Here is a 15,805-nt window from a genome sequence, read left to right as displayed (position 1 = left end):
GCTTTAGTTGATATTGGGATAAAATTTTGCTTTTTATAATATTTATAGGTAATAGGTGAGTAGTTACCAATTAGTTTATTGGAACTTTTATAATATACATAATCTCTTCAGGAGCTTTAATAAAGCCTGGACCAGCAAGAAAATGTAATAGTATATCTCCTTCACTTTTAGTAAGATTATTTTCTTCTATCCAAGTAAGAAGCCTATCAATATTCTCCTTTTTCTTTAATAAACTTCCTTTACAATACATGCAAGCATATTTTCTTTTAGGAAGAGTTATCTTTTCACTAAGCTCTTTAATATCCTTCATATATAATAATTTAGTCTCTTTATAACTTTTGTTCTCTATATTTTCTTGTGGAATAGTAAGAGCACAAACTCCAATGGGAAGTAACTCTCTTTCTGTATTTAAAGTATAGAGGGAAAGTTTTTTAAAAGCAGCTTTTATAAATTTTTCTTCATCATTGCTTTCAGTTATTGTAACATATATAGCCTTTATTTTTTCAGACTCTTCAATAAAAAAGGAGTTAATCTTCTCTTCAATAGATATAAGATTTTTAATTTGTTCACTATTTTTAATAAGCTCTTTATGAAGCTTTTGTAACTTTTTAATCTCCTGTTTTGTATCATGAATTAATTGTGAAATAAGATCTAAAGTATGTGAATAGTTTAGAGTTTTCAAATGACTTTTTATAGAGTCATTTGAAAATCCAAGCCTTTTTAAATAATATATTATTCTTAATATAGGAATTTGCATTTCAGAATAATATCTATAATTGCTTTTTTTATCTTTATAAAGTGGAGAGATTATACCTTCACTATCATAATATCTCAATGTAGAAATAGGAACACCAGTAAATTTTGATATCTCTCCTATAGTTAAGTAACCTTCCATAAATCCTCCAATAATATTTATTTTTTATTTAAAATAACTTTTTTTGCTTTTTTACACCATTTTACAAAATCATCTATAAAGTAATAGAATATAGGTATAACTATAAGTGTTAATAGTGTAGCAGCAGAAAGTCCAAATACAACAACAAAAGACATTCCTTTATAGATTTCAGAACCTTCACCATTACTAAACATTAAAGGCAACATACCAAGAACAGTAGTTAATGTTGTCATTAATATAGGTCTTAATCTTGTTTTTCCAGCTGTAATAAGAGCTTTATTCATATTGTCTCCAACTTCTCTTCTAAAGTTGATAAAGTCAATTAGAACAATAGCATTGTTTACAACTATACCAGCTAACATTACAAACCCTACTGAAACCATAGCATCGATACTAAGTCCAGCTAGATAAAGAGCATAGAAAGCTCCTGTTGTAGATAGTGGAATTGAAAGAATTATAACAAAAGGCATTATGAAAGATTCAAACTGCCAAACTAAAATAAAGTATATTAGGAAAACAGCTATCATAAATGTATATTGTAGCTGCTCACTCATTTCAGCCATGTCAGCACTCTTTCCACCAGTACCATAAGTTATTCCCTCTGGGTAACCCATATCTTCAAGAGTTTGAATAACCAATTCTTGAGCAGTTTTTAAGTCAAGCTCATCTTTCATATTAGCATATATTACAATCTTCTTTTTCTTATCTTTCTTTTCTATCTTAGATGGACCTTCTTCAGCTCTAAACTCTGCTACATCAGAGATTCTAATATTTTCTCCAGATTTTAAAGTGATTCTTGAATCTAAAATCAGTCCAGTTGACTCTCTATATTTCTTTTGAAGTTTTAATGTAACATCAATCTCACTGTTGTCACTATTTATTTTTATAGGAGTTCCACCTAAAATTTGTGTTTGAATCATTGTAGCAATCTCTTTAACATCAAGTCCATAGTATTCAGCTTTTTCTCTATTAATATAGAATTTTCCTTCAGGTTTACCACCTTCAAATGAAGAGGTAACATCATAGATACCATCTATTTTTTTAATCTGCTCTTTTAATTGTTCAGAGATTATTTGAAGTTGAGCCTCATTATCAGAGTAAAGTTCAAACTCTAAATCATAAAGCCCTCTAGTACCAAATCTATAACCTGGGGCGATTGTTAACTCCATATCAGGAATTTCAACAAAAGTTTCTCTAAGCTTTTTCAAAATATCAGACATGCTCTCTTCTCTTGAAGTTTTTAAACCTGCATTGATATTTAAAATTGAACTTGTTCCATTAGCTGAAACAGTGTAGTCTACAACAAAAGGTAGATCCTTAACTTTCTCTTCAAGTATCTTTCCTATTCTATCCCCTTTATTTACATCTGAACCAGATGGAAGTTTAGCAACAACAGCATATCTTCCCTCATCAATTGTAGGAGTGAATCTTCCACCTAATTTTGAGGCTACATAAAGTGAACCACTGAAAAGAGCAAATAAAATTAATAAGACTATTCCTCTTCTTCTAATTGACCACTTTAAGCTATTTACATAGATCTTTCTGAAAGTAGTCATAATTTTACCTTCAGCATTTAGATTTTTCTTTTGGTCCATTATCTTACTAGCAATCATTGGAACAAAAGTTAAAGAGATAATCAATGATGCAAGAAGAGAGTAAGATATAGCATAACATAAGTTATTAAATTGCTCTTTAGCCAATCCCTCTTGGAAAACAAGTGGCAAGAAAGCAGCAACAGTAGTCATAGTTGATGCCAATACAGGAAGAGCCATCTCCTCTGCTCCATCTTTAGCAGCTTGTATCTTATTTTTTCCAAGCTCTGTCATATGTCTGAAGATATTATCTACAACTACAACTGAGTTATCAACTAACATTCCTATACCTAGAGACAATCCCATTAATGAGATTAAGTTTATACTTATTCCCTGCATATTTAATAGGAAAAATGTAAATATAATAGATATTGGAATAGCCACTGCTATTATAAGAGTTGCAGAGATACTCTTTAAAAATACAAAAAGTATTAAAGATGCTAAAACCAATCCTTGAATACCACTATTTTTAACATTATTTATAGAGTTATTAATAGTTATAGAAGAATCAAATTCATAGTTTAATTTGGTATTTAAAGGAAGAGAACCTCTATTCTTCTCTAAAAGTTTTTTAGAATTATTTACTATTGAAATAGCATTTCCACCATCTGTTTTAGAGATGATAACAACAATACTATCTTCACCATTTTTTCTATATATAGATTTAATATCTTTAGGAGCAACTTTTATATTAGCTATATCTTTTAATTTTAAAAGATGTCCATCTTTATTGCTTAAAATAATCTCTTTTATCTCATCAGCTGTTTCAATTTCAGCCTCAATTTTAATAAGATACTCTTTTTCTCCCTCTCTCAATATCCCCCCAGGAATATTTATACTAGAGCTTTTCATCTTATTATAAACATCAACTATACTTAAATTATAGTTTTCTAATTTATCAGGGTCAATTTCAATAGCTACTTCTTGTTCTTGTCCCCCATATACATCAATCTCTGATACACCTTCAAGACGTTCAAGCATAGGCTTTAGATTGTTTTCAGCATAACTTCTCATCTCCATCATATCTCCACCATAAAGAGTGAATGTCAGAGCTGGAATGTCAGAGGATGAACTTTTTCTAATTGAAGGTTCTTTCATATCATCAGGAAATTTGTTTCTAATTTGATTTAATTCATTTTGAATTAAAGTTATCTTAGTTTCAACATCTGTTCCATACTTAAATTTAATAAAAATTAGAGAAGTTTCTGCTGAAGATTCTGAACTGTACTCAACAATCCCTTCAACATTTGGTAAAACATCTTCGATTTTACGAGTTATCATCTTATCAACATCATCGGGAGTAGCCCCATCCCATTTTATTCTTATACGAACAGTAGGTTTATTTATATTTGGTAACATCTCTACTGGCATCTTTCTCAATCCTAAAAAACCAAAAAAGATCATAGAGATTATAAACATAATCGTTGTAGCTGGTTTTCTTATTGAAAATTCTGGAATTGATTTCATCTTAGTTCTCCCTTACCTTATCATTGTTGTTTAATAGATATTGTCCCTCTACTACTAACTTATCCCCAGCCTTATAATCTGGAAACTCAATTAGTTGCTTATCTCCAATAGTAAGTTTAGGAGTAACTTTATATATTGTAGCTACATTATCTCTAGTGATTACAATATATGAATATAGATCTTTTATCATAATAGATTGGCTAGGCACAAACAACCCTTTTATAACTCCATGTTGAAGTCTAACCTTTGCATATAGCCCTTTTAATAGGTTATTTTCACTATTTTCAACAGTTAATTTAACAGAATATTTTTTTGTGTTGCTATTTGAGCTAAGATTTATCTCACTAATTGTCCCAGTTAAATTTTTTCCTACTTCTTCAACAAAGATATCAGCTTTATCACCTATTTTGCTATTTTTTAAATCCTTTCCAGAAACAGCTATTGTCAACTCCATAATGCTATTATCTATAACAGTTAGCAGTTTTTGATTTGGAGAAGTTTTTTCAAATTCCTTTAGATCTAAATCAGTAATAATTCCATCAATTTTAGCTATAACTTTTAATCTATCAAAGTTATCTTTAGCTTTGATATAGTTAGCTTCAGCTATTTTTAATTCCCCTTTGCTATTTTCAAAATTATTTTTAGCATTTAGATACTCATCTTCAGAAACTAACTCTTTAGCATAAAGTTTTTTATATTTACTAAAGGCTATACTGTCAGTAGAGTAGCTAGATCTAGCCTTTAAAAGCTTTCCTTCAGCTTCATAATAAGCAGATTCAGTAGAGGCATCATTTAACTCTAAGATAAGATCACCTTTTTTTACTCTGTCTCCATTTTTGAAATATATTTTTTTAACATCTCCACCAGTTGGAGTGACAATAGCAACTTCATTTTTAGGTTTTAATTCACCATTGTAATCTTTTACATAATCAATAGTTGTCTCTTTTAGTTCAATACTTTTTACCAACTTAATTGTCTCTTTTTTCTCAACAGTTTTTTGTGCTTCTTTCCCACAACTAATTAAGCTTAGTGCCAAAATCATAATAACAATTTTTTTCATAACAAACAGGCGAGGAAACCCACGACTTTAGTCGTTGGGAGGAATCGCCCTAACACCTCCTTAAAAATTAATGTTTTAATTGACTTTCACTATAAAATACGATATATTTTTATTAGTGAAAGGAGTTGATGTATTATAGAAATTACTATTACTTCTAAAATACAAATTTATCCTACTGATGAACAGATTAAGATTTTAAGTGATACTATGATAGCTGTTAGAAAAGCATTAAATTATGTTTCAAATTATGCTTTTGAAAACAAATGTTTTTCTCAACATAAACTAAATGAAGCTACATATTATCTACTTAGAGAAAAGTTTGCTCTTAAATCTCAAATGTCGCAATCAGTTATGAAAACTGTACTCGCTAAATACAAGACTATTAAGTCTAATAATCAACCTTTTACTAAAGTACAGTTTAAAATCTTAGAATATGATTTAGTTTGGAATAGAGATTATCTTTTAACTAATGGTATTTTCTCTATCAATAGTTTAGAAGGTAGACTAAAGATATCTTTTGAAACTAAAGGAATGGAAAAATATTTTGATGGAACATATACATTTGGTACTGCTAAACTTGTGTATAAATTTAAGAAGTATTTCTTGCATATTCCAATGACTAAAGATTTTATCCAAACTACACCATTTCAAATTAACAAAATTGTTGGAATTGACTTAGGAGTTAATTTTCTAGCTACTGTATATGATAGTTATGGAAAAACTACATTTTTCAGTGGAAAAGCTATTAAGTCTAAAAGAGGACATTACAAAATCCTAAGAAAAGACCTACAAGAATTAGGAACAAAATCTGCTAAACGCAAAATTAAATCTATTGGTACAAGAGAAAACCGTTATGTTACTGATGTAAACCACAGTATAACCAAGGCACTCGTTGAACATTATGGACAAAATACATTATTTGTCCTTGAAGATTTAACTAATGTTAGGCAGTCAACAGAAAGAGTATGTATAAATAATAGATATACAATTGTTTCTTGGGCTTTTTATCAATTTAGAAAAATGTTAGAGTATAAAGCGAAACTAAACCAATCTATAGTAATAGCAGTAGATCCAAAATATACATCTCAAACTTGCCCAAAATGTGGGCATATAGAGAAAAGTAATAGAGATAAAAAGAACCATATATTCTGTTGTAAAAATTGTGGCTACCAATCCAATGATGATAGGATAGGAGCAATGAATCTTTGGAGGAAAGGTATAGAATATATAGAAAAACAAAACTCCAAAGAGGTTGTAGAGTAAACTCTATGACTTTGGCAGTGTCAACTCGCCGAATGTGACCTAGGTTTGAAGAAGGAGGCAATTAAGCCGTTAGCACTTTGTGTACTAGAGTTACAAGCCCATGAATTTATTCATTGGGTAATTGACTATTCCCCCATAAAATTTACTAAAATCTACTAGATATATCAACACAATATTATATAATATTTTGGTCTAAATTAGAATAATCAGAAATAATTTTTATTATAAAAAAACTACGCTTTTATCCTAAATTTTAAATAATAATTAGATAATAAGTGTAGTTATAAAAATAGTAAAATTATTTATAAATTTTTTCAATCTTCTCTTTTAAACGTGCTGGAATTACATAATCATCTTCACTTACTGTTTTAAGAGCATAGAAAGGTTTATTTTTATAGTTTTTTCTTTCACGTTTTTCATTGTATAGTTCCTCTTCAATATCATTTTCAAACTCAATAAAATCACCAAATTTAAAATTAATAGCTCTTTGAATAGAACGATTTTTATCATTGGAGTTTTCAATTTCAAGTTCAGTTCTCCAATAGTGATTATCCTTGTCATAGATAGCCACATAGGGAATTTTAAAAGCATTTAAAAGTTTGATAAATTGAGGGATGATACTTTTACTACCACATTCTAAAATAGAGTAGTTATATTTATAAATTCCAAGTTTTTTAGCTAGATATCCTAGAACAATTTTATCTGTTTGTCCCTCAACCAAAATTACCTTTTTAGCAAAGAAGAGTTCACTACGATCAGGATTTATCCAGTAGTTCATATTGAAATATTTAACTTCATCACCAGAGAAAAGTCTGCCTTTAAACTGAAAAGCCCTGCTACCAAAATCTTTATGCTTTCTCATAATACATATAGATTTATAGTGTTTTAAGCTGATGAAGTTGCTAGAGTGTGTAGAGATATATAGTTGAGCACCAAGATTGCTCAATTGAATAAAAGCGTTGTATAGCTCTTTTTCAGCTTGTGGGTGGAGATAAAGTTCTGGTTCTTCAAAAAATACAATGGTATTTCCTATAATACTATGATTTCTCTTTTGTGATTCTTCAGATATACTTCTAAAGATTTCAAATAGAAGATTTCTATACAATCCTTTACTTACATAGTCATTTTGAAGAGTATTAGCAAGTTTTTTTAATGAGTTAATCATTAGAGATTCACTTATATTTCTTCTCTTTAAAATTTCAAAAAGTGAATTAACTAAAAAGCTAATCTGTTCTTTATCTTGAAATGGTGGTATATATAAAATTGGAATATGTGATACTATCTCTCTATAAGTTTCTTCAGATATGATTTTCCAATCTTTATTTATTTTTACTTTATATTGAATATCATAATTTGGGTATTTTTGAATTTTTAGAGTAAGTTCTCTTTTGTAAACAAATTCTTTCAGGTGCTTATATGTGTTTTTTGAGATATTTTGAAAAGTTCCTTCTAACTCCAGAGGAATATTTTGATTTCTAATATCCTTTGTTCTTAAATTACGATATCCAAGGAAAAACATAATAGCTGAGATAATACTTGATTTACCATTGTTAGTAGGACCAATAAATAGCATAAGATTTTCAAAGATAGGTTTAGTATATTGTATACATTGCCAGTTTTCAACTTTTAAACTTTTTAAGTACATATTATTCCCCCTATACTCTTATTCTTATTGACATTTTAGCTGAAAAAAAATATAATTTCAATATAAAGTTTATTAAAAGAATAGTAGGAGGACAGGCAGTAATGATAAAAAAAGTTTTACTTCTTTTGTTTTTTATATCTAATTTGGTTTTTGCTACTAATAGTGTGAATATAAGCAGGGATAAATACATACATGATATATATTCACAGTTGAAATTGGAAAATAAGATGGAATATGATACTTTTCAAAAAGCATATAAAGGTTATGAGAAAATTCCTGATAAGAGAGAGGGACTCCTTACAATAATAGACTTTACTAAACCATCTAATGAGAAAAGATTCTTTGTAATTGATTTGAATAAAAAGAAAATAGATTATAGTACCTATGTAACACATGGAAAAAACTCTGGATTGATACTGCCACTTAACTTTTCAAATAATAGAAACTCTTATATGAGTTCTTTAGGGTTCTATATTACTGGAGATGCTTATGAGGGAAAATATGGATACTCTTTAAGATTGCAAGGATTAGAAGAGGGATTTAATTCAAATGCTTACAGAAGAGCTATTGTAGTGCATGGGGCAGATTATGCAGATCCTAGTTTTATTGAAAAATATGGTTTTTTAGGTAGAAGTGAAGGGTGTCCAGCTATTCCTACTACTATTTCTAAGGATGTTATAGACTATATAAAAGGGAAAACAGTGTTGTTTATTATGGGAAAAGATAAACACTATATTGAGAAAAGTAGATATGCTTCTTTGTAAAAAAGTTAGTACAAATCAAGGTTGTTTGATTTGTACTATTTTTTTGTACAAAAAAAGGTTACTATCAAATTATAGTAACCTTTTATTTCTATTAATAATTAATCTTCAGCTCTTAATTCTTTTATCTTTCTTTCAGTAGCTCTAATAAATCTAGGCATAAAATATTCTTTTTCCTCTTCAGTTTCTTGATTTTTTCTTGTATAGATATTTGTTAATTCTTCTCTATATTTAAGAACTGCATCTCCATATTCAGATATATCTTTTACAGGATATTTTCTTAAGTTAGGATACTCTTTATCAAGAATAGCATTCCATTGATCAACTTGATCTTTATTTAATGAAAGAATAAGATCTATATCTCCACTAAATTTAATCTCTTTAATTACGTCACCAATCTCCATTTTTCTAATTTTTTCAAAATCAGAATCACTTATATATTCACCAAAAATTGTATATTGTCCATTTAAGAACTCAGCTGGGTATAAAGTCATAAAGAATTGTGAACCATTTGTTCCAGGTCCAGCATTAGCCATTGCAAGCATTCCTTGTTGGAAGAAATCTAACCAGTTAGTAATCTCATCAGGAACAAAGTAACCAGGTCCTCCAGTACCAGTACCTGTAGGATCTCCTCCTTGAACAACAAAGTTTTCTACAGCACGATGTATTTTTGTGTTGTCATAATATCCTCTTTGAGCTAAGTTGATAAAGTTAGCAACTGTTACAGGAGCAGCCTCTGGATATAGATAAAAGTTGATCTCTCCTTGTGTTGTTACAAATGTAGCTCTAATATCATTGTATTTAGCAACATTTTGAGCTCCTAGCATCTTTCTTAAACTAGAACATGAAACAGTAGTAATAAGAATAGCTACTATTAATAAAAGTTTTATCAGTTTTTTCATAGGTTATTTATCCTCCCATCTAGAATGTTATCAATTTAGTTTAATACCATTATACTATACTTATAATACAAATTACAAGATAATTATTTGATTAGATATTTCTGTAAACTCTTAGTTGAAAGAGTTAAAATAATTGATATTCCAATAAGTAATACTGATAGAGCATTAACTACTGGCGAAACCCCTAGTCTAATCATAGAATAAATACGTAGTGGAAGAGTAGAAGACCCTGGTCCAGCTACAAAGAATGTTGTAACAAAATCATCAAATGATAGAGTTACAGCTATTAAAAATCCTGATATAATTCCTGGTAAAATAGCAGGTATTACAACTTTTAAAAGAGTTTGCATCTCTGTTGCTCCTAAGTCATAGGCAGCTTCAACAATTGAGTAATCAAATTCCTCAAGCCTTGAAAGAATAATAAACAACACAAAAGGAATATTAAAAGTTGTATGAGCAATAAATATTGTTGTAAGTCCAAGCTCAAATTTAATAGTTGCAAAAAGTATAAGTAGAGAAACCCCTAAGATAATTTCAGGTATAACTAAAGGAACATAAGTAAGAACTTGTAAAGCTTTCTTTCCTTTAAAATCATACCATTGAAGTCCGATAGCTCCCAATGTACCTATTAAAGTTGAGATAACACCAGATAAAAGAGCTATTAGAATACTAAACCTAAATGCTTTCCAAATATTATCTGAATACATAAATAGATCTTTATACCATCTAAATGAAAACTCTTTCCATACCATAGATTTACCATCATTAAATGAGTAAACAATCAATATAACTAAAGGAATATAGAAAAACAGCATAGAAAGCAAAAAGAAAAATAATGAAGTTCTTCTTTTATTCATTGTCATCAGCTCCCTTTTCATCAGTAATTTTAATTTTTCTATTGCTAATCTTCATAAAGATAACAATGGCAATAGAAGTGACAAGTATTAGAGCTCCTGAAATAGTTGAAGCCAATGGCCAGTTTCTAGTTACAGTTAAATGTTGAGCAATAATATTTCCAAGCATTGTTGCTTGAGTTCCACCAACTAATTTAGGCACAGCATATGAACCTAAGTTAGGGATAAAAGTAAATAGTACAGCAGTTATTATTCCAGGTTTAATATTAGGAATAAAGACTTTGAAGAATGCTTGTCCATTTGTAGCTCCTAAATCTCTAGCAGCTTCAATAAGAGAAAAATCAAATTTTTCAATAACTGCATATAGAGGTAAAATAGCAAATGGTAAGCTTGTATATACTGAAATAAGTACTACAGCACTTGTATTATATAAAAATTGTAAAGGTTCATCAATTATACCAAATCTTAAAAGAATAGAGTTTAAGAATCCATTGTTTCCTAAAACTGCTATCCAAGCATATATTCTAATTAAGAAGTTTGTCCAAAAGGGAACTATTACAAGAAATAAAAGCTCCTTTTTATATTTTGATCTAGCTATATAATATGCTGTAGGTACAGATAAAAATACAGTAAATATAGTAACTAGAACAGATATATAGATTGTTTTCATTAAAATAGCAATAAATATCTTATCAGTGAAAACAGAGAAACTAGCTAAAGAAAATACCATCTCTACTCCACCATAAGTTCCTTTTTTAAGGAAAGCATATCCCATTACAATTAGCATAGGAATAAGAAAAAATAGTAGTAGCCAAAGAGTTATTGGCAATGTATATAATCTTCCAAGTTTATCTTTTTTCAATTCCTTTCACCTCTACTACAAAGCTATCATCAGCATCCCAAGATATATAAGCATCTTCATCCCACCAAATAGCTCCTTCATCATTATCATCAAAGTAAACAGCATGTTGTTTAAAAACTTTAAATGGAATGTTTTTATCTCCATTTAACCAAACAAAGTATTTACTTTGGAATCCAGAATAGATAACCTCATCTACATAAACTTTTAAAATATTATAGTTTTCATGAGGTTTTTTAGGTAAAGTTTTAGAAAGTTTTATCTTTTCAGGTCTAATTGAAACTTGTACAAAGTCACCAACTTTTACAGGTTTGTCAGTTTCAAATATTAGTTCTCCTAATTTATCATTTTTAAGAACAGCATACTCTTTATCTTTAACCTCTATAACCTCTCCTTCAAAGAAGTTATTTTCTCCTATAAAATCAGCTACAAAAGCATCAGCAGGGGCTTCATAAACTTCAGCAGGAGTACCAACTTGTAGAACTTTTCCTTCGTTCATAATAGCTATTCTATCTGAAATAGAAAGAGCTTCTTGTTGGTCATGTGTAATAAAGATAAATGTTATTCCTACTTCTTCATGTATATTATCTAATTCTATTAAAAGATTTTGTCTAAGTTTAGCATCTAGAGCAGATAGTGGCTCATCTAGAAGAAGAACACCAGGTTTATTTATTAAAGCTCTAGCAATTGAAACTCTCTGTTGTTGTCCTCCAGAAAGTTGGTTAGGCATCTTATTAATATGTTCACTTAGTCCAACCATTTTTACAAATTTTTTAACTTCTGTATCTATTGTTGCTTCATCTACTTTTCTTATTCTCAAAGGGAAAGCAACATTCTCATAGACAGTTAAATGAGGGAATAGTGCATATTTTTGAAATATAGTATTTACATTTCTCTTATTAGGTGGAAGAGAAGTAAGATTTTCATCTCCTAAATATATAGCTCCACTATCCGGTTCAATAAATCCAGCTATCATTCTCAAAAGAGTAGTTTTACCACATCCAGAGGGTCCCAAGATAGAAAAAAACTCTCCATCTTGTATAGTTAAATTGATATTTTTTAAAACTTGTACTCCATCATAGCTTTTATTGATATTCTCAATTTTAATGTCTTTTTTCAATCTTTTTTTACCTCCAATAATCCAGTTTTTATATTATTTTTAGCTACGAAAAATAACTACATCTTTAATTATATCATAAATTGAAAAAAAATTAAAAATATTTTGTACCAGTTTTCAGGTACAAAATTTTTATAAAAAAATAAAAAATACTATAATTGAAGAATTATAGAAAATATGGTATGATATTTTTGAAATTTTTTTACATAGATTTAACATAACATTTACAGAGTTTTAACAAAATATTAATTTATCTAGGAGGAAATGAATGTATTTAGACGTTTTGTTTAAAGTTGTAGGAGGACTAGGTTTGTTCCTTTATGGGATGGAAAATATGTCTTCTGGAATGCAAAAAATAGCAGGGGATAAATTAAAAAAGATATTAGCAGCTTTAACTACTAATAGAATAATGGCTATTTTAATGGGAATTTTTGTAACTGGATTAGCTCAATCATCATCAGTAAGTACAGTTATGACAATTGGATTTATTAATGCTTCACTTTTAACACTACAACAAGGACTTGGAGTAATATTAGGAGCAAATATAGGAACAACAATTACAGGATGGTTATTAGCTCTTAATATTGGTAAATATGGGCTTCCTATTGTTGGTTTTGCTGCAATAGCTTTTATGTTTGTAAAGGGAGAGAAGAGCAGAACAAGAGCCTTAACAGTAATGGGGTTTGGATTTATATTTTTAGGATTAGAGCTTATGAGTAAAGGGCTTAGTCCACTTAGAACACTACCAGAATTTATAAACTTATTCCACTCTTTTAAAGCAGATTCTTTCTTTGGAGTAGTAAAAGTAGCTATGGTAGGAGCTCTTTTAACAGGGGTTGTTCAATCTTCAGCAGCTACATTAGGGATTACAATAACACTTGCAACACAAGGACTTATTGATTATCCAACAGCAGTAGCTCTTGTACTAGGAGAAAATGTAGGAACAACTGTTACAGCTTTGTTAGCTTCATTAGGTGCAAGTTCAAATGCTAAAAGAGCAGCTTATGCACATACTCTTATAAACATAGTAGGGGTAATGTGGGCAACAATTACATTTAGACCTTACCTTAGTATTTTAGCTCATTTTTCTGATTCAACAGCAAACATGGCTACTGCAATAGCAACAGCACATACTATGTTTAATATAATAAATGTAATTTTATTTATTCCATTTATAGGATATCTCGCTAAGTTCTTATGCACAATAGTTAAAGATGATGATAATGGAGTTATAAGAGTAACTAAACTTAGCTCATTGATGGTAACTCTTCCAAATGTTATTATAGATCAAACAAGAACAGAAGTTTTAACAATGGCAGCAAATATAAAAGAGATATTCTTTAAACTAGAGGAAGTTTATTATAATCCTAGTAAATTAGAGGCTTATAATGAAGAGATAGATGCAATAGAGGAAAAGTTAGACTTATATGAAAAAGAGGTTTCAGATGCAAACTTTACAATTTTAAATAAGGGATTAGAAGCTTCTTATGTAGAAGAAACTCGTGGAAATCTAATAACTTGTGATGAGTATGAAACAATAAGTGACTATCTAAAGAGAGTTTCTAACAGTTTAATGAGATTGAAAAAAGATGATTTAGAATTAACACAAGAGAGAAAGGAAACTCTTCAAAAGTTAAATCATATGGTATTTGACTTCTTTGATGATATTAATAAAGCTTATAAAACAAAGGATAGAGATCTATTTATGCTTTCTATATCAAAATATACAGCTATAAAAAATCTTTATAAAGAAGCAAGACATGGACACTTTGATGAAGAAGCTAAAAATGATGAAACTATACCAGCAAAATTAAGTACTGGATATATGGATATTTTAAACTATTATAGAAGAGCAACAGATCACGTTTATAATATAATTGAACACTATGCAAAGATCTAATAATATATCAAAAGGGCTGTTTATTGCAGCCCTTTTAATTTGAAAAGTAATAAATTTATTTAGCTAAATTTCCAACAACATTAAGAGGATCCCAAGTTAAAGAGAATGGTGGTGCATAGCATAGATCTAGATATGCTAACTCGTCAACTGTCATCTCTTTATCAATAGCAGCTGCTAAAACATCCACTCTCAAAACAGCTCCTTTTTTACCTATTATCTGTCCACCAAGTAAAACTCTTGTATCAATATTATAAATTATTTTTATAAATATATCCTCTTGTCCAGGGTAGTAAGAAGTTTGGTTTTTATCTTCAATAAATACTGTTTTATAATTTATACCCATCTTTTTTGCTTCCTCTTCAGAAATACCAGTTCTACCAGCTTCAAGAGTTAAAACTTTAATAGCAGCAGAACCAAGAGTTCCTTTAAACTCTTTATCTACTCCAGCTAAGTGTTCTCCCACAACTCTACCAATTTTATTTGAATTTGTAGCAAGTGGAATATATACATTTTCTTTTTTTACTTTGTGGTAAACTGAAGCACAATCCCCAGCAGCATAGATACCATCAATATTGCTTCTTCCTCTGCTATCAATAATTATAGCTCCATTTCTTAAAGTTTCTATTCCAGTATTTTCTAAAAACTTAGTATTAGGTCTTACACCAGTAGCTAAAATTACAATATCAGCACTATATTTTCCTTTATTAGTAATAACAAAAGTTACCTTTCCATCTTTACCCTCAAATTCAGTTACAGTTTCACTTAAATTAAGAACAACATCTTTATGAGAAGATAACTCTTTCTCCATAATATCTGTAATCTCTTTATCAAAGCTTTCTGGTAAAACTCTTTCACTCAGTTGTATAACTCTAACTTTTTTTCTTAAATGAGTAGCAGCTTCTACTGCTTCAAGTCCAATATAACCAGCACCAATAATAACTATCTCTCTATTTTCAGCTTTTAATATAGCTTTTTTTAGTTCTATACCATCACTAAACTCTTTTAAAGTAAAGATATTTTGTAGATCTATATTTTTAATAGGAGGTTTAATAGCAGAAGCACCAGTAGCAATTATTATCTCATCATAAGAATCATTGAAAATTTCACCAGAATTTAGATCTTTTATTGTAACCTCTCTTTTTGCTGGTTCTATTCCAATAACCTCATGTTTCATTTTTACATTTATTCCTTCTTTGTTAAATTGTTCAAGAGGTTTAGCTATCATTCTTTCAGAGTCTTGATAGAAATCTCCAACATAGTATGGAAGTCCACAACTTCCCCAAGAGATCATATCTGTCTTTTCATATACAGTTATATTTAACTCTTTATTTAATCTTTTTGCTTTAGAAGCAGCACTCATACCAGCAGCAACTCCACCTACAATTATAATTTTCTTCATAAGCTTTTTGTATGATAAATATTTGACTTTATCAAACGTCCCCCTTTCTTATATTTCTATAATATACCAATTTAATATATTATACTAGAAA

General features: G+C 29.2%; 12 protein-coding genes. 3 read left to right on the top strand and 9 right to left on the bottom strand.

Translation table 11 applies throughout. The annotated features are described in order from the left end of the window. Positions 1 to 70: 70 nt before the first annotated feature. From I6E31_07165 to I6E31_07155, 3 genes are read right to left on the bottom strand one after another with little or no spacing between them, the layout of a single operon-like run. Positions 71 to 895, bottom strand: coding sequence for a MerR family transcriptional regulator (locus tag I6E31_07165; GenBank protein ID MCF2639750.1), 825 nt, complete (start codon positions 893 to 895; stop codon positions 71 to 73). Between the two features lie 17 nt (positions 896 to 912). Beyond that, complete coding sequence (locus tag I6E31_07160) at positions 913 to 3,954, bottom strand: efflux RND transporter permease subunit (protein MCF2639749.1); 3,042 nt, start codon at positions 3,952 to 3,954, stop codon at positions 913 to 915. A 1-nt stretch (position 3,955) separates the two neighbouring features. Next, positions 3,956 to 5,014 (bottom strand): efflux RND transporter periplasmic adaptor subunit, encoded by a 1,059-nt coding sequence (locus tag I6E31_07155; protein MCF2639748.1) that lies wholly within the window; start codon positions 5,012 to 5,014, stop codon positions 3,956 to 3,958. A gap of 207 nt (positions 5,015 to 5,221) precedes the next feature. Between I6E31_07155 and I6E31_07150 the strand changes: the two genes are divergently transcribed. Then, the gene (locus I6E31_07150; GenBank protein MCF2639747.1) at positions 5,222 to 6,277 is read left to right on the top strand and encodes a transposase; all 1,056 of its coding nucleotides are present in this window, start codon (positions 5,222 to 5,224) and stop codon (positions 6,275 to 6,277) included. 298 nt (positions 6,278 to 6,575) lie between these two features. Here the strand turns inward: I6E31_07150 and I6E31_07145 are convergent, their stop codons facing one another. After that, the gene (locus I6E31_07145; protein MCF2639746.1) at positions 6,576 to 7,922 is read right to left on the bottom strand and encodes an AAA family ATPase; all 1,347 of its coding nucleotides are present in this window, start codon (positions 7,920 to 7,922) and stop codon (positions 6,576 to 6,578) included. Between the two features lie 101 nt (positions 7,923 to 8,023). Here I6E31_07145 and I6E31_07140 point away from each other — a divergent pair, with 101 nt between their 5' ends. After that, positions 8,024 to 8,686, top strand: a complete 663-nt coding sequence (locus I6E31_07140) for a murein L,D-transpeptidase catalytic domain family protein (GenBank protein ID MCF2639745.1) — start codon at positions 8,024 to 8,026, stop codon at positions 8,684 to 8,686. A gap of 98 nt (positions 8,687 to 8,784) precedes the next feature. Here the strand turns inward: I6E31_07140 and I6E31_07135 are convergent, their stop codons facing one another. From I6E31_07135 to I6E31_07120, 4 genes are all read right to left on the bottom strand, one after another. Then, the gene (locus I6E31_07135; GenBank protein ID MCF2639744.1) at positions 8,785 to 9,585 is read right to left on the bottom strand and encodes a peptidylprolyl isomerase; all 801 of its coding nucleotides are present in this window, start codon (positions 9,583 to 9,585) and stop codon (positions 8,785 to 8,787) included. 83 nt (positions 9,586 to 9,668) lie between these two features. After that, entirely contained in the window at positions 9,669 to 10,463 is a 795-nt protein-coding gene (locus I6E31_07130; GenBank protein ID MCF2639743.1) for an ABC transporter permease, read from the bottom strand. After that, the gene (locus tag I6E31_07125; GenBank protein MCF2639742.1) at positions 10,435 to 11,301 is read right to left on the bottom strand and encodes an ABC transporter permease; all 867 of its coding nucleotides are present in this window, start codon (positions 11,299 to 11,301) and stop codon (positions 10,435 to 10,437) included. Before I6E31_07125 ends, I6E31_07130 begins: the two co-directional genes overlap by 29 nt. Beyond that, positions 11,288 to 12,436, bottom strand: coding sequence for an ABC transporter ATP-binding protein (locus I6E31_07120; protein MCF2639741.1), 1,149 nt, complete (start codon positions 12,434 to 12,436; stop codon positions 11,288 to 11,290). Before I6E31_07120 ends, I6E31_07125 begins: the two co-directional genes overlap by 14 nt. 247 nt (positions 12,437 to 12,683) lie before the next feature. Here I6E31_07120 and I6E31_07115 point away from each other — a divergent pair, with 247 nt between their 5' ends. Then, the gene (locus tag I6E31_07115; GenBank protein MCF2639740.1) at positions 12,684 to 14,315 is read left to right on the top strand and encodes a Na/Pi cotransporter family protein; all 1,632 of its coding nucleotides are present in this window, start codon (positions 12,684 to 12,686) and stop codon (positions 14,313 to 14,315) included. Between the two features lie 55 nt (positions 14,316 to 14,370). Here I6E31_07115 and I6E31_07110 read toward each other — a convergent pair whose 3' ends face one another. Then, a complete protein-coding gene (locus I6E31_07110; protein ID MCF2639739.1) occupies positions 14,371 to 15,714 on the bottom strand; it encodes a CoA-disulfide reductase in 1,344 nt (447 codons plus the stop codon). Between the last annotated feature and the right edge of the window lie 91 nt (positions 15,715 to 15,805).

It is taken from the genome of Fusobacterium varium (genome assembly GCA_021531615.1).
Lineage (GTDB): Bacteria > Fusobacteriota > Fusobacteriia > Fusobacteriales > Fusobacteriaceae > Fusobacterium_A > Fusobacterium_A varium_C.
The sequence above is the reverse complement of the archived record's forward strand: the minus strand, read 5'-3'. Positions and strand labels throughout refer to the sequence as shown.